Raw genomic sequence first — 19521 nt, 5'->3', positions numbered from 1 at the left:
TGTTTCGCGCGCGAAACGTTTTTCCGTAACCCCTTGATTCTGCTCAAGTGGCTACCCGCGAAAGGGGGCGCTGCCCCCGCCCGCTCCGGCCGGAGCGGACTCCCCCGAGATATTTGGAGACCAGAGAAGGGCGGGTCGGTTTGACTTCCCGGGCGGCTTCGGTGCAATGGCGGGCACAGTTTTGAAAGACCATCCTTGAAAGATAATGAGCCCGGACCCGACGTGACTGCCCTGCCCGATACCCCCGATCTCGCTGCCTTGGCCGCGCCGACCGCGTCCCCCGGGATGCGCCTTGCGGCGGTGGTGGTGACCTATGACCGGTTGGCGCAGCTGAAGGTGACCGTGGCGCGGCTGCTGGAGGATGACGCGCTGGCCGTGGCGGTGGTGGTCGACAATGCCTCGACCGACGGGACCGGGGCCTGGCTGGCGGGGCTGGACGATCCGCGGCTGGATATCGTCACCCTGCCCGACAATCGCGGCGGGGCAGGCGGGTTCGCCGCCGGGATCGCGCGCGCGGCCGAGGTGCATGACCCGGACTGGATCGTGGTGATGGACGACGATGCCCGCCCCCAGCCCGGCGCGCTGGCGGCCTTCCGCGAAGCTCCGCGCCCGGTGACCGAGGCCTGCGCCGCGGCGGTCTATTTCCCCGACGGGCGGATCTGCGAGATGAACCGGCCCTCGGAAAACCCGTTCTGGTCGCTGAAGCGCTTCGCGGCGACCCTGCGGCGGGGGCGCGACGGCTTTCACATCCCGCGCGCCGATTTCGACGCGGGCGCGCGGCGACCGCTCGACATGACCTCTTTCGTGGGCTTCTTCCTGAGCCGCGAGATGGTGGCGCGGGTGGGTGTGCCCGAGGCGGGGCTGTTCCTGTACGGAGACGACGTGATCTACACGTTGGGGCTGAGGCGCGCGGGGTTCACCATCGCCTTCGATCCGGACGTGAAGTTCGAGCACGATTGTTCCACCTACCAGGACGACCAGCATCGCGCGGTGCGGCCGCTTTGGAAGGTCTATTACATCCACCGCAACAGCCTGATCATGTACCGCGCGGCGTCGGGGTGGCTGTTCTGGCCGCTTCTGATGCTGGTGGCGGTGAAATGGCATCGCGCCGCGCGCCGCTACGGCGACGACCGGGAGATCTACCTGGGCCTCATGCGCCGGGCCGTCAGGGATGGCGTGCGCGGGCGGACGGAGGCGACGCTGGACGAGGTGAAGGGCTGGGTGAAGGGCCTGCGGGACGGGGCGTGAATGGGGCGTGACGGGCGGTGCGTGGGGACCACGCACCCTACCGGGCGTCGGAAGGTGATCGCCGCCCGGGGAACCTTGGCGTTGGGGTGGGCTCAGGCCATCTGCGCTTCGTGATAGGCGATGGCCGCTTCGAGGTCCTCGAAATAGGTGACGCGGCCGTGCTCCAGCACCAGGCCTGAATCGCAGTACTCGCGCAGCTGGCTCATCGAGTGGTTCACCACGATCGCGCCCGATTGCGCCATGCGTTCGCGGAAGATGGCGCGGCTCTTGCGCTTGAACGACGCGTCGCCCACCGCCGTCACCTCGTCCACCAGGTAGGTGTCGAAGCGGATCCCCATCGACGCCCCGAAGGTCAGGCGCGACCGCATGCCCGACGAATAATGCCGCACAGGCATGTGGAAGAATTTCCCCAGTTCGGAAAAATCCTCGACGAACGCCAAAAGCGCGTCGGTGTCGACGCCATAGATCCGGGCGATAAAGCGCACGTTCTGGGCGCCGGTCAGGTCCTTGTGGAACGACCCGGCAAAGCCCACCGGCCACGAGATCGTGCCGTCGGTGACGATCCGTCCGGCATCGGGGCGCACGATGCCCGCGATCATCTGCAGCAAGGTCGACTTGCCCGCCCCGTTGCGCCCCAGCAGCGCCAGCGACCGGCCCGCGGGCAGGGTCAGGGTCAGCCCGTCGACGATCACCCGGCGCTCGCCCTTCAGCGCGAAGCTCTTGGTGAGGTTCTCGAAGCGGATCATGTGCCGGTCTCCCGGTTTCGCAGCGCAACGCCTGTCCAATCATTGGCCCCATCGGCGGACTGCCTCCGGCGGGAGTATTTGGAGAAAGAAGAAACAGGGGATGTGCCCGGGTTTCTTCTTTCTCCAAATACTCCGGGGGAGTCCGCGCCGCAGGCGCGGGCGGGGGCAGCGCCCCCTGCGGCAGGGCGGCCGGGACCACGGGCCGCCCCGATTCTAGACATGGTCCTGGCCACGGTCCTAGCCACGGTCGCGGATGCTGTAAAAGATCAGTGCCGTGATCGACCACAGCAGCACGAGGATCAGCCCGGCGATCCCGGTGATCAGCCAGCGGCGGGGATATTCCGCCGTCTCGGGCAGCGAGGGCGGGATGTAGGTGGCGAGGTACCGGCTTTGCCGGGCCGCATCGGCCTTGGCCGCGTCCAGCGCCGCGAGCGCCGCGCGGTAGGCCTCTTCCGCGAATTCGCGGTCGACCGTCAGGCTTTCGAATTCCGCGATCAGGGACGGGTAGTCTTCCCCCACATCGCCGGTTTCGGTGCCGTCCGACGCGAAGGTCTGGCGTTCCGATGCGATGCGTTCGCGGATCACGTCGATCAGGCTTTGCGCCTTGGTGATCCGGGGATCGTTTTCCGGGACCGAGCCGCGCAGCAGGTCGTATTCCACCAGCGCATCGGCCAGCTTCTGCTGGAGGTTGTTCATCACCCCCATGCGCCCCTGCAGGTCGGCCGCCGGGTCCACGATCCGGGTACGGGTGCGGAAGCGGGTCATCGCCTCGCGCGCGATCTTCAGGCGGGCCACGGCCTCGTCCAGTTCGGCCTCGGCATAGCGGGTGGCGTCCTCGCGCGCCTGGGCGCTGAGCTCGTTGATCATCTCCTGGCTTTCGGCGACGATGCCCTGCCCGATCGCCTGCGCGGTGTCGGGATCGAAGGCCTTTACCTGCACCTCGATCAGCCCGGTCGAGCCGTCATAGGACACGCCCACGATCCGGCCCCAGTAGGACACCAGGTCTTCCAGCGTGGCATCGGGCCAGATGCCGAAGACCCAGTCGCCCTCGGTCAGCCCGGCCCAGTCCCAGCTCCAGGGCCAGCCGGCCTCCCCCTGCCAGTTCCCGGGCCAGTCCTCGGGCCAGACCTGCGAATATTCCGCGCGCAGGTCGATGCGCGCGTTGATCGCCTGCACCATCTCCTGGCTCTGGATGAACTCGTAGAGGATGTCGCCGTCGGTGGCGGTCGAACTGCCCGAGATGCTGAGGATCGGGCTGAGCATGTCGGTGCTGCCGCCGCTTTCCTCCTGTCTCACGGTGAAGCCCGCGATCGAGGAATACTGGTCTTCGGCCAGCCCCCACATGTAGGCGGCCACGCCCGCGAAGGGCAGGAACACCATCAGCAGGAACGAGGCGAGAAGCCCCCAGTGCCGTTTCTTCATCCGCGCCTTTTCGGCGACGGGCTGAACTTCGATCACCGCGGGGACCTGGGCGGCGCGGCCGCCCTTGCCCTTCTTGCCGACCTTGCCCCCGCCTTGACCCCCGCCCTGGCCCCCGACCTTGCCGCTGGCCCGGAGCGCCTGGCGGGCGCCTTTCTTGGTGGCCGGCAGGCCTGCGCTGCCGGCTTTCCCGGTTCCGGTCTGGGCCCGGCCGCCGCCATTGCCACGGCCCCCGCCGCCATTGCCCCCGGACCCTGCGCGGCCGGAGCCGCTCCTGCCGCCGCCGCCCCCACCGCCACGGCCGGCCGCGCCCTGCGATGTGCCGGGGGAGGACCCGGTTTCGGAGTCTTTTTCGGAAGGGGTGCCGGAATCGGAGGAGGATTTGGCGGCTTCGGTCATGGTGGGTACTGCACGCCCGTTATGTCTGCCGGTTCTGTCGGCACGTTATGCGGGTTTCCGGCCGGAGACGGGCGCCAGACGGGCGTTTGTCCGCGGGCTCTCGGGAAATCCGTTTGCGACTTCTACCCAATCGACGGCATAAAGGCCAGCATCGACGGACGGTCCTGTGCACGGAACGGTCAGGGCGGTCCGTGCCGCCACGGGGCCGCCACGGGCGGCCCGAAACGATCTCGACAACGATCCCGACCCTTGGCCCGACTTCCAGACCGAACAGCCCGGATGAGCATCCACTCCATGACCGCCCCTGCCGATATCCACCCGCGCAAAGGTTCCGGACCGGGGAAGCGGCCGGGGAAGGGCCGCGGCAGCGCCGGGGGAGCGGGCGGGGCAGGGAAGCCGCAAGCGGTGCCGCCTGCGCTGGAGCCGTCGCCGCAAGCGGCGCTTAAACCCCGGTCGGTGGGCGGGTCCTTCGTTGCCTTCCGGGCGATCACGGCGCTGATGCTGCGCGAGATGTCGACACGCTACGGGCGCACGCCGGGCGGCTATCTCTGGGCCGTGCTGGAGCCCCTGGGCGCGATCCTGGTGCTGAGCCTGGGCTTCAGCCTGATGCTGCGATCGCCGCCCCTGGGGACGAGCTTCCTTCTGTATTATGCCACCGGCTACACGGCCTTCAACCTGTACCAGAGCCTGTCGAACATGGTGGCGCGCGCGGTGGATTTCTCGCGTCCGCTGCTGCGCTACCCGGCGGTGACATGGGTGGATGCGCTGACGGCGCGGTTCCTGCTGAACAGCCTGACGGGGATCCTTGTCTCGGCGCTGCTGCTGGGGGGGATCCTGATCTCGCTCGACACCCGCGTGGTGCTGGACCCGGTGCCGGTGGTCGAGGCGTTTCTGCTGGCGATGCTGCTGGGGCTGGGGGTCGGCACGCTGAACGCGGTGCTGATGGGGCTGTTCCCGATCTGGGAGGTGGCGTGGTCGGTGGCGACGCGGCCCCTGTTCATCGCCTCGGGGGTGCTGTTTCTTTATGACGACATGCCCCCCACCGCGCAGAAGATCCTGTGGTACAACCCGCTGACCCATGTCACCGGGCTGATGCATGAAGGCTTCTACCCGATCTACCGGGCGACCCATGTCAGCTTTGCCTATGTCATCCTGTTCGGGCTGGTCACGCTGACGATGGGGGCGCTGCTGATGGGCCGCTATCACCGCGAGATCCTGAACCGCTAGGGGGCCGGTCCCCCGACTCTCGACTCGGCCCCCGATCCCGGGCCCCGGGTGACACGAGGGTCACGGTCCGGTCCGACTTGCTTGCGACGGGGACCGGGGCATTGCATTTTCGCCGGAAGTCGCACATTCCCGCGCTTCGGACATTCCGGCCCGATATCGGGGTGCCGCGAGGCAGGACGCGCACGCAGAACGGGCAAGGCGGGGCAGAGCGGGAGCAGCATGAAGCTCATTCTCTTTATCGGACACCACAAGGTGGGGTCGACTGCGCTGCAGGATTTCCTGTCGCGCAACGCCGTGGCGCTGATGCGCGCGGGCATTCTTTATCCGGCGGTTGAAACCCAGGGCCAGGCGCTGCTTCTGGCGCGCGCGCTCTATGGCGAAACCCCGGATATCGGCGGCGAAGGCAAGGACGGCAAAGGCGGGAAGGGGGGCGCGCTGCCCATCAACCTGCGCGAGGCGCACAATGCGCTGGCCTTCCGGATGCTGGCGGACGAGGCCGGCAAGTCGGGCCGCGTGCCCGAGTTCCACAAGGGCCTGCCGGGGGCGGGGCAGATGTTCCGCGCGCTGCGCCACCAGGTCGAGTACCTGAAGCCGAAAGCGGTGATCCTGTGTTCCGAGGTCTTCGCCAATTTCGGCCAGAAGTTCGAGGACCCGGAGACCAGCCCGATCGGCCGCATCGCCCGCACCTTCCCGGAGGCCGAGGTGACGATCATGGCCACCCTGCGCCGGATCGACGATTACCTGGCCGCCTGGCACGGCCAGCGGCTGCGCTTCGGCGAGAAGTTCCGCCGGCTGCCCGACGGGGCGGCGCTGCGCTACTGCCAGAACACCCATTTCGACTATCGCCGCATGATCGAACCCTGGGCGCAGACCTTCCCGGGCGCGACGCTGCGGCTGCGGACCTATGACGAGGTGCTGGCCGCGGGCGGCTCGATCGCCGACATGACGGAGGTGCTGGGCCGGATCCCCGGCGTCCGCCTGCCCGAAGGTCTGACCCAGCCCGACCGGACCAATGCCAGCCTGCATCGCGGGCTGGTCGATATCGCGCGGCGCGGCAACTGGGCGCTGCCCGGACCGGCGGCGTCGGACCTGCAGGGCTATCTCGACCGGCGCGCGCCCGAGCTGGGCCTGCCGCCCTCGCGCGACGTGGAGCTTTACGGCGCCGATCTGCGGGACCGGCTGGTCGACCGCTTCGCCCCCATCGACGCATGGCTGGGGGAGCAGGCGGGCCGGCCCGGCTTCTTCCCCGACCTGGACGAGGCCCGCACGCCCCGCCCGGTGCCCGAGGAGGCGGCGGCCGAGACCGGCCTTGCCGCGCTGCGCGCGGGGCTCAGGTTCCATCCGCCGCGCGGAGACCATGGCCCGGCCATCGCCGAATTCCTGCGCGGGCTCGACCTGTCGCAGCCGGTGCCCGCACGGGTGGCCGAAGCGCAGGGCGCCGCGACAGCGGAGGGCGCGGAGCGGGGCCCAGACACGGGAACTGACACGGGCGCAAACACGGGCCCGTCAAAAGGCCCCTCAAAGGGGGCAGCAAAGGGTCGGGCCAGGCCCGGTCCCGCGGCGCAAGGGGCCACGACCGACGATCCCGCCACCGGCAAGCGGAGAGCCCGGCAATGATCGACGAACTGGTGATCCATGCCGGCGACTGCAAGACGGGCTCCTCCGCGATCCAGGCGGCGCTGCGCGGCCGGCGCTGGACGGGGGACGTGGCGCGCGTGGCCTACCCGACCCGGTCGGCCCATAACGACCTGGCCGGCACCATGGTGGGCGAGGGCAAGCCCGGGCAGGCCGACAAGATACTGACCCGGCTCAATACGCGGTTTGCAAAGCGGGACGGCGGGCTGGGCGTGATCTCGGCCGAGCATTTCGAATACGTGCCGCCCGAGCGGCTGGCCGATGCGCTGGCGCGCAACATGCCAGACCTGGCCGGGTCCGTGCGGGTGGTGGCCTATGTCCGGCCCCATGCAGACCGGCTGATGTCGTCCTATTCCGAACGGCTGAAGCTGGGCCGGAGCCTCGACACGCCGATGGATCTCTACGAGCAGTTCGACCGCAACGGCAGGCTCGACTACGCGCAGCGCTTCGGGGCATGGCGCGGGGTCTTCGGCGATAGGTTCACGCTGCGCCCCTACACCAGATCGACGCTGCTGGACGGCGACGTGGTGCGCGATTTCCTGGAGTACCTGTTTCAGGGCGCGCCGGTGACCGTCACGGACAGCGCGGACACGATCAACCCGTCGCTGTCGGTCGAGGACCTGGCGCTGCTGTGCGACATCCACGCCCACCTGCGCGCGAAGGGGCCGGTGGCCGGCCGCGCCGCCACGATGATGGGGCGCCACCTGGCCGGGCTGTTTCCGCCCGATCCCGCGGTGCCGCGCACCAAGCTGAAGATCGACCGGGCGCTGGCCGCGCGCCTGCAGGACCGCTACGCCACCGATGCCGCGGCGCTCGATGCCGCCTTCTTCGACGGCACGCCGATCTCGGACGCGCTGGCGCGGGCGGGCGACGGCGCGCTGGAGGCGCCGCAGGACATGCGGGCCGAGACCTGGTTCAGCCCCGAGACCCTGCGCTATGCGCGCGGCTTCGCCGAAGCCATGGCCATGACGATCGAGCGCGAGCCCCGCTGGGCCGCCCGCGCCGCCCGGCCGCCGGAACTGCGCCCGAAGGCGTCCGCGCAGGGCAAGACTGAAGGCAAGGCCGGTGGAAAGACCGCCGGCAAGAACAAGAACAAGGGCGGTAAGGCCAAGGGCGGCAAGGCCGGGGGTCCGGGCAAGACGGGTGGCAAGAAGACGGCCGGCAAGACGGCCGGGAAACCGGAGAGCGCATCGTGACCCAGGAACTGCTGCTGCATGTCGGCGACTGCAAGACCGGCTCGACCGCGCTGCAATCGGTCCTGTCCCAGGGCGCGTGGCGGGCACCGGGGCAATCGCTGCTGTACACGGCGCGGATGAACCATTCCGACATGGCCAAGACGCTGACCCGCCAGGCCCGCCGCCAGGCCGAAACCAAGCGCTTCGGCGCGATGCGCAAGGCGATGGAAGACAGCGACGCCCGCCACGTGGTGATTTCCAGCGAGCATTTCGAATTCGTCGACCCGGAAGTCACCCACGCCGCCTGCCTGAAACATTTTCCCGGCTGGGCCGAGGAGATGCGCGTGGTGGCCTATGTCCGCCCCCATGCGGAGCGGCTGCTGTCGAGCTATGCCGAACACGTCAAGCTGCTGTCGGTGGACACGTCCATGCGGGGGATGTTCGAACGGTTCCAGCGGGTGGGCCGGATGGATTACGCGCCGCGCTTCCGCAAGTGGCGCGATCTGCTGGGCGACCGCTTCATCCTGCGCCCGATGGTGCGCCCGGAACTGGTGCAGGGCGACGTGGTGGCGGATTTCTTCGACATCCTGTTCCGCGGCGCCGGGGTCGAGATCACCCATGTGCCCGAACTCAACACCGCCTCCACGGTCGAGGACCTGGCGGTGCTGCGCACGCTGCACCGGCAGATCCGCGCGAAATACCCCGAGATCCGCTTCAACTGGCACGAGGGCCTGGGCAAGCATTACGCGCGGATCCTGCGCGATGTGCCGGTGGACGGCGTCGCGGCCACGAAGCTGGGGATCGACCGGGCGCTGGCGAAGGACGTGGTCAGGCATTACCGCGCCGATGCCGGGGCGCTGGACGCGGAATTCTTCGACGGCACGCCGATGACGGATGCGCTGGAGGCCGCACCGGCCCGTGCCATCGACGCGCCGCAATCGCTGGAGCCGGAAGATCACTTCGCGCCCGAAACGATCCGCTACCTTGCAGGCTTTGCCGACATGATGGGCCGGATGCTGGCGGACAATCCCAAAATCATGGTCCGCGGGATCATGCGCGAGGAACTGCGCCCCGATACCTGATCATGCCGCCTGATCATGCCGCCTGATCACGACGTCTGATCATGGGCCGCCGATCCCGGCGTCCCCGTCGCGTGGGGACGCTGTCCCCACACCCCTGAGGTATTTGAAGACCAAAGAAGCAGGCAGAGCGCCCGGACGTCTCTGGTCACCAAATACCTCCGCCGGAGGCAGCCCGCCGTGACGGGCAGGCGGCCGGCCTGGCCCCCGGGTGCCCCCGGGGGCCGGCGCGTGCGGCTCAGGCGGCGGCCCCCGTGTCATTGCCCGTATCCTTGCCCGTATCCTTGCCGGTCTCTTCGGGGGCCAGGGTCTCTTCCCAGTAGCTGGCGGTGGTCATGTCCTCGTAGCCGTCGCGCCAGCGTGTGCGGATCGTCTCGTAATCGCGGCGGAAGCGCAGGGTGAGCGAGATGACCTCGCGCAGGATGGCGAAGAAGCGCGCCTTGTCATGGGTGACGGTGTAGGATTTCGTCCGGTCCGTGTTCAGGTAGGTGGCCTCTGCCGCACCCAGCACCGGGTAGACGAGGCTGCGCTTGCTGATCTTCACGATGACCCGGTCGCCCAGCAGCCCCCAGAAGGGCAGGAAATGGCCGTTCAGGCTGGACAGGCCCAGCACCTCGCGCAGCTTGCGGGGGATGCGGGTGAAGCGGCGGCGTTCCCCGGGGCGCTCCACCGGGCCCCAGGCCTCGGTTCTCGTCAGCGCCTTGATGTCGGCGCGGCGCTGGCTCATGTCGATGTTCTTGTCGAAGAAGCCCGGCCCTTCCATCACGTCCTTCCAGGCCATGATCTGCGCCTCGGCGCTGTCGTAGTGCATCCGCACCGCCGCGCGCAGGATGAAGCGCCATGCGATCCGCGCCGTGCCCATGGCGGACCGTTCCAGCGCGGGCGTGACAAGGTGCTGGACCAGGTGATTGCGCAGGTCCAGGTACAGCGTCTGCGCGCTTTCCTTCTCCGAGAAATCGTCCTGGAACGAGACCACGCCGTTCAGCGTCATCACGTGGAACGGGTTCATCAGCGAGAAGCTGATATCGTCGCCCCGCACGAAGAAGGGGAAGGGGTGGTGTTCGACCTGGGCGATGGTGAAGGCGAAGAACCACCAGCCGCCATAGAGCGTGGCGGGCCGGTTCACCATGCTGTCGAATTCCATCTCGATGACCTGCGCCGGTTTGCGCAGGTCGGTACCGCAGGCCAGCGGATGGCACGAGCCGTCGAACCAGGCGCCGTTCTCCCACATCGTCCACTTGTGGGTATTGGTGATCATGGCGCCGGCCAGCGCAACCTTCGGATCTGTCGCCAGCGCCAGGAAGACATAGGCGCGCGCGATGTTTTCCATGTGGAAGGACGCGTCGTCGTCCATGAAGAGGCAATGGGTCGATCCGGCGGCCTGCGCCTCCAGCAGCCCCCGGGCAAAGCCGCCCGCGCCGCCCAGGTTGCGGTTGGGGATCGGCCGGACATGGGGGGAGGGCGGGATCTCCGCGCTCTGCCCGTTGTCGACGACCTGCACGGCGATGTTAGGCCCATGCTCGTAGCCCTGCAGGAAGTCTTCCAGCCGGGCGACGGTCTCCTGCACCTGTTCCTCGCGTTTGAAGGTGGTGATCGACACGGTCAGCGCGGGCCAGGTGGCGGGCACCGTCTTCGTGGCGAAGCGCCCGGCGATGAAGCGCGCGTCAGAGCCCAGATTGGTGACATCGAGAAACAGCACGTTGCCGTCGATCGCGTCACGGTCTAGCAGCGCCGACAGGTCGATCGCGTGGGGCTGGCCAGGGGCCAGGGTGACGACCGCGCTCGTCACGATCTCCCAGGATTGTTCGGGGATGGCGCGGATGACGCGCAGCTGCATCCGGCCCTCGCCCTCGAGTTCCACGAACAGCCCGTCGAGCGTGCAGGCCGTGGCCCATTTGCCCAGCGAGAACAGGTTGAAATAGCTGCCGAAGCCCAGGCCAGCGCCGGGCCCCATGATCAGCGCGCCGCTGTCCGTGTCCCAGCCCACGGGGCCGCGGGGGTGGTAATAGAGCGCCTCCTCGGTGCAGATCGCGGGATCGGGGAGGAGAAAGTGCTGCAGGGTGAGCATCAAGGGCGCTCCGGGAAAGGCCGTTTCGGATGGAGCCTGACCTTGCAGGCGGCCCGGGCACTGTCAAGCGATGCGGGCACGACGGAGGGGCCGAAGGGGCAGGGCTGTGGCCGCCCGCCTTCGGTATGGACATCCGGGGGGTGGGTCCCTCATAACGAGCCCCGATCGGGCCTCCGACCGGATGAGGCCCGACCGCGATCAAGGAGCGCCGATGGCCGATTTCACCGCGACCCCGCTGAAAGGCGTCTGGGAGATCGTCCCGAAACGGTTCGGCGATGCCCGCGGCTTCTTCAGCGAAAGCTACAATGCGAAAGGCTTTGCCGATCACGGGATCGACATGGTCTTCGTGCAGGACAACCATTCCCTGTCGTCCACGCCGGGCACCGTGCGGGGCCTGCATTTCCAGGCGCCCCCCCATGCGCAGGACAAGCTGGTGCGCTGCGGGAAGGGCCGGATCTTCGACGTGGCCGTCGATGTGCGGAAGGGCAGCCCGACCTGGGGCCAGTGGCACGGGGTGGAGCTGAGCTTCGAGAACGGCAAGCAATTGCTGGTGCCCGCCGGGTTCCTGCACGGGTTCATGACGCTCGAACCCGACAGCGAGATCATCTACAAGTGCACCGATTTCTACGCGCCCGAGTGCGACGGCGCGGTGCGCTGGAACGATCCCGATATCGGCATCGCGTGGCCCGATCTGGGGCCCGATGTCGGCGATGCGGTCCTGTCGGCCAAGGACGAGGCCGCGCCGTTCCTGAAGGAGTTCGACAGCCCCTTCACATGGGAGCCCACGGCGTGAAGCTTCTGGTCACAGGGGGCGCGGGCTTCATCGGCTCTGCCGTGGTGCGGCAGGCGATTGCCGCCGGGCATTCGGTGGTGAACCTCGACGCGCTGACCTATGCGGCGTGCCTGGACAACGTGGCCTCGGTCGCGGACGCCCCGGCCTATGCGTTCGAACAGGCCGATATCCGCGACCGCGCCGCGCTCGACCGGATTTTCGAGGCGCATCAGCCCGATGCGGTGATGCACCTGGCCGCGGAAAGCCATGTCGACCGGTCGATCGACGGGCCGGGGGATTTCATCGAGACGAATGTCACCGGCACCTACCAGATGCTGGAGGCCGCCCGCGCCCACTGGGTGCGGCAGGGCCGGTCTGATACGTTCCGCTTCCACCATATCTCGACCGACGAGGTCTTCGGATCGCTCCCCCCCGACCCGGAGGTGAAGTTCACGGAAACCACCGCCTACGATCCCCGCTCGCCCTATTCGGCGTCGAAAGCTTCGGCTGATCACCTCGTCCGCGCGTGGCACGAGACCTACGGGCTGCCGGTGGTGCTGACCAACTGTTCCAACAATTACGGCCCCTTCCACTTCCCCGAAAAGCTGATCCCGGTGGTGATCCTCAATGCGCTGGCGGGCAAGCCCCTGCCGATCTACGGCGACGGGTCGAACATCCGCGACTGGCTGTTCGTCGAGGACCACGCCACGGCGCTGCTGCTGGTGGTGGCGGAAGGTCAGGTGGGCCGGTCCTACAATATCGGCGGCAACGCGGAACGCACGAACCTCGAACTGGTGCAGGCTTTGTGTGCGGCGCTGGATGCGCAGCGCCCGAAGGAGAGCGGCTCCTACGCCGACCAGATCACCTTCGTCACCGACCGCCCGGGCCATGACAGGCGCTATGCCATCGACGCCACCCGCATCCGCGACGAACTGGGCTGGGAGCCGTCGGTGACGCTGGACGAAGGTCTGGCCCAGACCGTGACATGGTATCTTGAGAACGAAGCCTGGTGGCGCGCGCTCCAGGACCGCGCCGGCGTGGGCCAGCGGCTGGGGACGGGATCATGACGCTGCTGGTCTTCGGCAAGACGGGCCAGGTCGCGCAGGAACTGCAACGCCGCGCGCCCGAGGCGACCTTCCTTGGCCGGGCGGAGGCCGACCTGTCCGACCCCGCCGCCTGCGCCGCCGCGATCCGGACGGCCGGGCCCACGGCCGTGATCAACGCCGCCGCCTATACCGCTGTCGACAAGGCCGAAGAAGATGAGGCCGCCGCCACCGTGATCAACGGCGACAGCCCCGGCGCCATGGCCCGGGCCTGCGCCGCCCTTGGCATTCCCTTCGTCCAGATCTCCACCGATTATGTCTTCGACGGGCAGGGCACCGTGCCTTTCGCCCCGGACGATCCCACGGCCCCGCTCAGCGCCTATGGCCGGTCCAAGCTGGCCGGTGAACAGGCGATTGCCGGGGCAGGGGGGGCATATGCGATCCTGCGGACGTCATGGGTGTTCTCAGCCCATGGCGGGAACTTCGTGAAGACGATGCTGCGCTTGGCCGAAACCCGCGACCGGCTGACCGTGGTGTCGGACCAGATCGGCGGCCCCACCGCCGCGGGCCCCATCGCGGACGCCTGCCTTGCGGCAGCGGCAAGGCTGGCGGAGGACCCGTCCCTGACCGGCACCTACCATTTCGCGGGCAGCCCGGATGTCAGCTGGGCGGATTTCGCCCGCGCGATCTTCGCGCTGACGGGCGCGGCGGTCGACGTGGCCGACATCCCCACGCGTGATTATCCTACCCCGGCGCAGCGCCCGGCCAATTCGCGGCTGGACTGCACCCGGCTTGCCCGGCTGGGGATCGCCCGCCCCGACTGGCACCGCGACCTGACCCATGTCCTGACAGAGCTGGGAGCGCTCTCATGACCCAACGCAAAGGCATCATCCTGGCCGGGGGCTCGGGCACGCGGCTCTATCCGCTGACGCTCGGTGTCTCGAAGCAGCTCATGCCGGTCTATGACAAGCCGATGATCTACTACCCGCTGTCGGTCCTGATGCTGGCGGGCATCCGCGAGGTGGCGCTGATCACCACGCCCCACGACCAGGACCAGTTCCGGAAGCTGCTGGGCGACGGCAGCCAGTGGGGGATGGACCTGACCTACATCGTCCAGCCCTCGCCCGACGGGCTGGCGCAGGCCTACCTGCTGGCCGAGGATTTCCTGGCCGGCGCGCCATCGGCCATGGTGCTGGGCGACAACATCTTCTTCGGCCACGGCCTGCCCGAGATGCTGGCCGCGGCGGACGCGCAGGAGACCGGGGGGACGGTCTTCGGCTACCATGTGGGCGATCCCGAACGCTATGGCGTGGTGGATTTCGACGAAGGTGGCATGGCCCGCGAGATCGTGGAAAAACCCGCCGTCCCGCCCTCGAACTTCGCGGTGACAGGGCTTTATTTCCTCGATGGCGAAGCGCCCGAGCGCGCCCGCGCCATCACGCCGTCGGACCGGGGCGAGCTGGAGATCGTGTCGCTGCTGCAGACCTATCTCGACGAGGGGCGCCTGTCGGTCCAGACGATGGGGCGCGGCTATGCCTGGCTCGATACGGGAACCCATGCCAGCCTTCTGGACGCGGGCAATTTCGTGCGTACCATGTCCGAACGGCAGGGGCTGCAGATCAGCTGTCCGGAAGAAATCGCCTATCGCAGGGGTTGGATCGACGACGCGCTGATGCTGGAACACGCCGAGCGTTTCGGGAAGACGGAGTACGGCCGCTACCTGAAAGCGGTGGTCGAGGAAGGCAAGGGCTAGGCCGGCGCGAACGCCGCCACCGTCGCGTGGGGGCTCTGCCCCCGCACCCCCCCCACCCCCGAAATATTTGACGACCAAAGACGCCGGGGACGTCCCCTGTTTCTTCTTTTCAAAAATACTCCGGGGGAGTCCGCGCCGCAGGCGCGGGCGGGGGCAGAGCCCCCATTGATGCCCGGCCCGGATTTGCCTTTAAGAGGCAGCAGATTCGCGAACAGGCCCAAACAGGCCCAAACAGGCACTGAAAGCAGGAGCACGCATGTCGAAAGGTCATCTTCTGATGGTGGGGGCGGGGCTTTCGGGCGCCGTGATCGGCCGGCATCTGGCGGAAGCCGGCTACAGGATCACCGTCGTGGATGCGCGCGACCACGTGGGCGGCAACTGCCACACCCTGCGCGACCCGGAAACCGGCGTTCTGGTCCATGTCTACGGGCCGCATATCTTCCATACCGACGACGAAGAGGTCTGGGACTACGTCAACCGCTACGAGACGTTCCTGCCCTACAAGAACCGCGTGAAGGCCACGACCGGCGGCGCGGTCTATTCGCTGCCCGTCAACCTGCACACCATCAACCAGTTCTTCGGCAAGACGATGCGGCCCGACGAGGCACACGCCTTCATCACGGAAGAACAGGCCGATACCACCATCGAGGATCCCCAGACCTTCGAGGAACAGGCGATGCGCTTCGTGGGCAAGGACCTCTACGAGGCGTTCTTCAAGGGCTACACGACCAAGCAATGGGGCTGCCACCCGTCAGAGCTGCCGGCCTCGATCCTGAAACGCCTGCCCGTGCGCTTCAACTACGACGACAACTACTTCTTCCATCGGTTCCAGGGCATGCCCGAAACCGGCTACACGGCGATGGTGGAACGCATCCTGGATCACCCGGGAATCGAGGTGAAGCTGGAGACGACCTTCACCCGCGACGAGGCCGGCGATTACGACCACGTGTTCTATTCCGGCCCGCTGGATGGCTGGTTCGACTACGAGATCGGCCGCCTGGGCTACCGCACGCTGGATTTCGAACGCTTCACCTATGATGGCGATTACCAGGGCTGCGCGGTGATGAATTACGGCGAGGAGGAAGTCCCCTTCACCCGCATCACCGAACACAAGCATTTCTCGCCCTGGGAAAGCCACGAAGGCTCGGTCTGCTACCGCGAATTCTCGCGCGCCGCCGAACCCGGCGATATCCCCTACTACCCGATCCGGCAGGTGAAGGAGAAGGCGATGCTGTCGGATTACGTCAAGCTGGCCGAAGGCACGCAAGGTGTCAGCTTCGTCGGCCGTCTGGGCACGTACCGGTATCTCGACATGGATGTCACCATCCGCGAGGCGCTGGACACCGCGCGCGGCTATCTTGAACGGGCGGAAAAGGGCGCGCCCGTCCCCGCCTTCTTCACCGCGCCGCTTTGAGGCCGGGGGCCGCCGGACCGGCGCGTCCGGCCCTGAGGGCCCGCCACCCTGCGTCCCTGTCCGGGACATGGAACCGGTATGCAACGGGGTCATGCGCGGAAAAACCCCCGTTTCAGCGCCTTTGACCGCCGAGATGTTTGACGTATCGACAAAAATCCTGCTACGCAAAAACCGGCCGGGTTGTGCGATTTGCCTCCGGCCACGCGCTGGCCGGCCGCCCGGAAGGCGAGGGGGACGCTGTTGGAAATGACAGGCGGACCGCCACCACCGGCGGTGAACGGAATGCTCCGGATGATGCGCCGGGAACTGGACTGCGGAAGGAACCGGGAATGGTCGCGCGGATGGGGCAGTCGATGCTGAACCTGATCAGTGGGCTGACCCGCAGGCAAAAAAGCTCCGTCTTCCTGGCGCTCGACCTGCTGCTGCTGCCCGCAACCCTGCTGTTCACCTATGCCATCCAGGCCCTGCCGCAACCGGCCATGGCCACGCTGTGGCACACGGGGCCGGTGCTGCCCTACCTGATGCTGGCCGCCGCGGGGCTGTCGATCTGGCTGGGGCTGCCGCTGATCCAGCTGAATGCCTACGAACGCCATGCCGTGGGCCTCACGGGCATCTACGCGCTGGCCGTCGCGGGCAGCCTTGCGGTGCTGACCGGGCTGGCCAAGCTGGGCCTGCCGCCGGGCACCCATGTGATCTTCGGCATTTCCTATTTCCTGGCGCTGGTCGCCGCGCGGGCCGCGATGCTCTACATCACCATCGCCATCTACCAGAGCGCCGGGCCCCGCTGCCGGGTGCTGATCTACGGCGCCGGCGCCACCGGCGCGCAGCTGGCGCTGGCGCTGAAAAGCCACGAGACCATCGACCCGGTGGCCTTCGTCGACGACAACTCGTCGCTCCAGGGGATGATGCTGGTGGGCCTGCCGGTGCTGGCGCCCGGCAAGATCGCCGAGATCGTGAAGACCCGCGCCATCAACCGGGTGCTGCTGGCCATGCCGTCCGTCAGCCCGCCGAAACAGGCGCAGATCGCGCGCCGGGTGCAGATGATGGGGCTGGAGGTGCAGACGCTGCCCTCCTTCGCGCAGCTGATCGGGGAGGAGGCGCTTGTCGACAAGCTGGCCCCCGTCGCCCCGCAGAGCTTTTTGGGCCGGGCGTCGCGCGCGGGCGAACTGGGCCGGGCGGCGCAGCTTTATGCCGGCCGCTCGATCCTCGTTTCGGGCGCGGGCGGCTCGATCGGATCCGAACTTTGCCGCCAGGTGCTGACCTGCCGGCCGAAGCGCGTGGTGCTCTACGAACTGTCGGAACTGGCGCTCTATACCGTGCACCAGGAATTGCTGAGCCTGACCGAGGGCATGGATATCGAGATCGTGCCGATCCTGGGCTCGATCACCGATCCGCGGCAGGTGCGCGGCGTGCTGGCCGATTTCGGCGTGCAGGTCATCCTGCATGCGGCCGCCTACAAGCACGTGCCGCTGGTGGAGGCCAACCCGCTGCCCGGCCTCGCCAACAATGTCTTCGGCACCCAGACGCTGGCGCAGGCCGCGCAGCAGGCGGGCGTCGAACGCTTCATCCTCGTGTCGTCGGACAAGGCGGTGCGGCCCGCGAACGTGATGGGCGCGTCGAAACGGCTGGCGGAACTGGTGGTGCAGGACCTGGCCACCCGGACCGGCCGGCAGACGGGGGCGGCCACGGTCTTTGCCATGGTGCGCTTCGGCAACGTGCTGGGTTCGTCCGGGTCCGTCGTGCCGCTGTTCCAGGACCAGATCAGCCGCGGGGGCCCGGTGACGGTGACCGACCCGGAGGTGAGCCGCTTCTTCATGACCACCCGCGAGGCGGTGCAGCTTGTGCTGAAGGCGGGCGCCGAGGCCAAGGGCGGCGAGGTCTTCATCCTGGACATGGGGGAACCCGTCTCGATCCTGCACCTGGCGCGGCAGGTGATCGAAAGCGCGGGCTATACCGTGCGCGACGCGGCCAACCCGGACGGCGACATCGATATCGAGATCACGGGCCTCCGCCCGGGCGAGAAGCTGCAGGAAGAACTGACGCTCACCGACGACCTGATCGGCACGCGCTATCCCAAGATCTTCTGCGCGCGCGAGGAGTACCTGTCGGAGATCGAGGTCGCGGCGATGCTGCGCGCGCTGCGCCAGGCGCTGGCCGCGGGCGATGCGCAGGCCGCGCGCGGCGTGATCCTGCGCTGGGTCGAAGGCTACGTGCCCCCCGAAGCGGACCGCAAGAGCTCGTGATCCCATCGTGATCCCACCTCGCGCTGGCGCCTGCCGCGCGGTCCCGGTAGGGAAGGGGCGCTGCGGGCTGTGATGAGGGAATGACATGAAGATCGCCGTTGCGGGCCTGGGCTATGTCGGGCTGTCGAACGCCGTGTTGCTGGCGCAGAACCATGATGTGGCCGCCGTCGACATCTCGGATGTCCGGGTGCAGGCGGTGAACGGGCGGCAATGCCCGATCGTGGACGCCGAGTTGGAAGACCACCTGGCCCGTCACGACCTGCGCCTGAGCGCCACGACGGACGGCACCGCGGCCTATGCCGATGCCGATTACGTGGTGATCGCCACCCCCACCAATTACGATGCGAAGACCAACCATTTCGACACGTCCAGCGTCGAGGCGGTGATCGACGAGGTGATCGCGGTGAACCCGCGGGCCACCATCGTGATCAAGTCGACGATCCCGGTGGGCTATGTCCAGCATATCCGCCGCGAGAAGGAGACCGACCAGGTCATCTTCTCCCCCGAGTTCCTGCGCGAGGGCCGCGCGCTCTACGACAACCTCCATCCCAGCCGCATCATCGTGGGCGAACGGTCGGACCGGGCACAGGTCTTCGCCGACCTGCTGCTGGAAGGCGCCGTGGACAAGGACGTGGAGGTGCTCTTCACCGACCCGGCCGAGGCCGAGGCGATCAAGCTTTTCGCCAACACCTACCTTGCGATGCGGGTGGCCTTCTTCAACGAACTCGACAGCTATGCCATGGCCGCGGGCATGGACACGCGCCAGATCATCGACGGGGTGTGTCTCGATCCCCGCATCGGGGCGCATTACAACAACCCCTCCTTCGGCTATGGCGGCTACTGCCTGCCCAAGGACACCAAGCAGCTGCTGGCCAACTACAACCACGTGCCGCAGAACCTGATCCGCGCCATCGTGGATGCCAACCGCACGCGGAAGGATTTCCTGTCCGATCGGATCCTGATGCGGGGCCCGAAGGTGGTGGGCATCTACCGGCTGGTGATGAAGGCGGGATCGGACAATTTCCGGCAAAGCTCGATCCAGGGGATCATGAAGCGGCTGAAGGCCAAGGGGATCGAAGTGACGGTCTACGAGCCGGTGCTGGAGGACGACGAGTTCTTCAATTCCCGCGTCATCCGCGACCTCGACGCCTTCAAGGCCGAGGCCGACGTCATCGTCGCCAACCGGATGACCGACGACATCGCGGACGTGAAGGACAAGGTCTTCACCCGCGACCTGTTCGGCGCCGACTGAGGGGTGCGGCGGGGGAAACCCCGCCCTGCGTTCTCCGGATGCCGGTGA

The 19521-nt window shown here is 67.8% G+C and carries 15 protein-coding genes; 12 read left to right on the top strand and 3 right to left on the bottom strand.

The features are described from left to right. Positions 1-195 precede the first annotated feature (195 nt). On the top strand, positions 196-1248 hold the full coding sequence (locus tag D4754_RS22160) for a glycosyltransferase (protein WP_240453979.1): 1053 nt from the start codon (positions 196-198) through the stop codon (positions 1246-1248). Between the two features lie 92 nt (positions 1249-1340). Here the strand turns inward: D4754_RS22160 and D4754_RS22155 are convergent, their stop codons facing one another. After that, positions 1341-1994 (bottom strand): ABC transporter ATP-binding protein, encoded by a 654-nt coding sequence (locus tag D4754_RS22155; protein WP_121068193.1) that lies wholly within the window; start codon positions 1992-1994, stop codon positions 1341-1343. A 237-nt stretch (positions 1995-2231) separates the two neighbouring features. Further along, on the bottom strand, positions 2232-3812 hold the full coding sequence (locus D4754_RS24610; RefSeq protein WP_276208643.1) for a KpsE/RkpR family capsule polysaccharide export protein: 1581 nt from the start codon (positions 3810-3812) through the stop codon (positions 2232-2234). Between the two features lie 279 nt (positions 3813-4091). Between D4754_RS24610 and D4754_RS22140 the strand changes: the two genes are divergently transcribed. The 4 genes from D4754_RS22140 to D4754_RS22125 all read left to right on the top strand — a co-directional run bounded on the left by D4754_RS22140 (position 4092) and on the right by D4754_RS22125 (position 8931). After that, on the top strand, positions 4092-5039 hold the full coding sequence (locus tag D4754_RS22140; protein WP_240453978.1) for an ABC transporter permease: 948 nt from the start codon (positions 4092-4094) through the stop codon (positions 5037-5039). A gap of 219 nt (positions 5040-5258) precedes the next feature. Beyond that, the gene (locus D4754_RS22135; RefSeq protein WP_121068191.1) at positions 5259-6656 is read left to right on the top strand and encodes a hypothetical protein; all 1398 of its coding nucleotides are present in this window, start codon (positions 5259-5261) and stop codon (positions 6654-6656) included. Next, entirely contained in the window at positions 6653-7870 is a 1218-nt protein-coding gene (locus tag D4754_RS22130) for a hypothetical protein (RefSeq protein WP_121068189.1), read from the top strand. The genes D4754_RS22135 and D4754_RS22130 overlap by 4 nt, the downstream gene beginning before the upstream one ends. Then, positions 7867-8931 (top strand): hypothetical protein, encoded by a 1065-nt coding sequence (locus D4754_RS22125; protein ID WP_121068187.1) that lies wholly within the window; start codon positions 7867-7869, stop codon positions 8929-8931. Before D4754_RS22130 ends, D4754_RS22125 begins: the two co-directional genes overlap by 4 nt. A gap of 235 nt (positions 8932-9166) precedes the next feature. Here the strand turns inward: D4754_RS22125 and D4754_RS22120 are convergent, their stop codons facing one another. Further along, positions 9167-10996 carry a glycosyltransferase family 2 protein gene (locus D4754_RS22120; RefSeq protein ID WP_121068185.1) on the bottom strand — a complete coding sequence of 610 codons (1830 nt, stop codon included), beginning with the start codon at positions 10994-10996 and terminating at the stop codon, positions 9167-9169. Between the two features lie 211 nt (positions 10997-11207). Here D4754_RS22120 and rfbC point away from each other — a divergent pair, with 211 nt between their 5' ends. From rfbC to D4754_RS22085, 7 genes are all read left to right on the top strand, one after another. Continuing rightward, positions 11208-11789: a dTDP-4-dehydrorhamnose 3,5-epimerase gene (rfbC, locus tag D4754_RS22115; protein ID WP_121068183.1), complete on the top strand. Its 582-nt coding sequence runs from the start codon at positions 11208-11210 to the stop codon at positions 11787-11789. Beyond that, positions 11786-12835: a dTDP-glucose 4,6-dehydratase gene (gene rfbB / locus D4754_RS22110; RefSeq protein WP_121068218.1), complete on the top strand. Its 1050-nt coding sequence runs from the start codon at positions 11786-11788 to the stop codon at positions 12833-12835. The genes rfbC and rfbB overlap by 4 nt, the downstream gene beginning before the upstream one ends. Beyond that, entirely contained in the window at positions 12832-13683 is an 852-nt protein-coding gene (gene rfbD, locus D4754_RS22105; protein WP_121068181.1) for a dTDP-4-dehydrorhamnose reductase, read from the top strand. Before rfbB ends, rfbD begins: the two co-directional genes overlap by 4 nt. After that, the gene (gene rfbA, locus D4754_RS22100) at positions 13680-14564 is read left to right on the top strand and encodes a glucose-1-phosphate thymidylyltransferase RfbA (RefSeq protein ID WP_121068179.1); all 885 of its coding nucleotides are present in this window, start codon (positions 13680-13682) and stop codon (positions 14562-14564) included. The genes rfbD and rfbA overlap by 4 nt, the downstream gene beginning before the upstream one ends. Before the next feature lie 256 nt (positions 14565-14820). Next, on the top strand, positions 14821-15978 hold the full coding sequence (gene glf / locus D4754_RS22095; RefSeq protein ID WP_163026029.1) for a UDP-galactopyranose mutase: 1158 nt from the start codon (positions 14821-14823) through the stop codon (positions 15976-15978). A gap of 353 nt (positions 15979-16331) precedes the next feature. Beyond that, positions 16332-18221 (top strand): polysaccharide biosynthesis protein, encoded by a 1890-nt coding sequence (locus D4754_RS22090; RefSeq protein WP_121068214.1) that lies wholly within the window; start codon positions 16332-16334, stop codon positions 18219-18221. 85 nt (positions 18222-18306) lie between these two features. After that, positions 18307-19473 carry a nucleotide sugar dehydrogenase gene (locus D4754_RS22085; protein WP_121068177.1) on the top strand — a complete coding sequence of 389 codons (1167 nt, stop codon included), beginning with the start codon at positions 18307-18309 and terminating at the stop codon, positions 19471-19473. The last annotated feature ends 48 nt before the right edge of the window (positions 19474-19521 follow it).

This window comes from Chachezhania antarctica (assembly GCF_003646465.1).
Classification (GTDB): Bacteria; Pseudomonadota; Alphaproteobacteria; order Rhodobacterales; family Rhodobacteraceae; genus Chachezhania; species Chachezhania antarctica.
This window is presented reverse-complemented; position numbering and strand designations above follow the sequence as displayed.

Bases quoted from the DNA above. Each gene is read 5' to 3' on its own strand.
- D4754_RS24610 (WP_276208643.1), bottom strand. From the start codon at position 3,812: ATGACCGAAGCCGCCAAATCCTCCTCCGATTCCGGCACCCCTTCCGAA.
- D4754_RS22090 (WP_121068214.1), top strand. From the start codon at position 16,332: ATGCTGAACCTGATCAGTGGGCTGACCCGCAGGCAAAAAAGCTCCGTC.
- D4754_RS22155 (WP_121068193.1), bottom strand. From the start codon at position 1,994: ATGATCCGCTTCGAGAACCTCACCAAGAGCTTCGCGCTGAAGGGCGAG.
- rfbC (WP_121068183.1), top strand. From the start codon at position 11,208: ATGGCCGATTTCACCGCGACCCCGCTGAAAGGCGTCTGGGAGATCGTC.
- D4754_RS22130 (WP_121068189.1), top strand. From the start codon at position 6,653: ATGATCGACGAACTGGTGATCCATGCCGGCGACTGCAAGACGGGCTCC.
- rfbD (WP_121068181.1), top strand. From the start codon at position 12,832: ATGACGCTGCTGGTCTTCGGCAAGACGGGCCAGGTCGCGCAGGAACTG.
- glf (WP_163026029.1), top strand. From the start codon at position 14,821: ATGTCGAAAGGTCATCTTCTGATGGTGGGGGCGGGGCTTTCGGGCGCC.
- D4754_RS22120 (WP_121068185.1), bottom strand. From the start codon at position 10,996: ATGCTCACCCTGCAGCACTTTCTCCTCCCCGATCCCGCGATCTGCACC.
- D4754_RS22085 (WP_121068177.1), top strand. From the start codon at position 18,307: ATGAAGATCGCCGTTGCGGGCCTGGGCTATGTCGGGCTGTCGAACGCC.
- D4754_RS22135 (WP_121068191.1), top strand. From the start codon at position 5,259: ATGAAGCTCATTCTCTTTATCGGACACCACAAGGTGGGGTCGACTGCG.
- D4754_RS22140 (WP_240453978.1), top strand. From the start codon at position 4,092: ATGAGCATCCACTCCATGACCGCCCCTGCCGATATCCACCCGCGCAAA.
- rfbA (WP_121068179.1), top strand. From the start codon at position 13,680: ATGACCCAACGCAAAGGCATCATCCTGGCCGGGGGCTCGGGCACGCGG.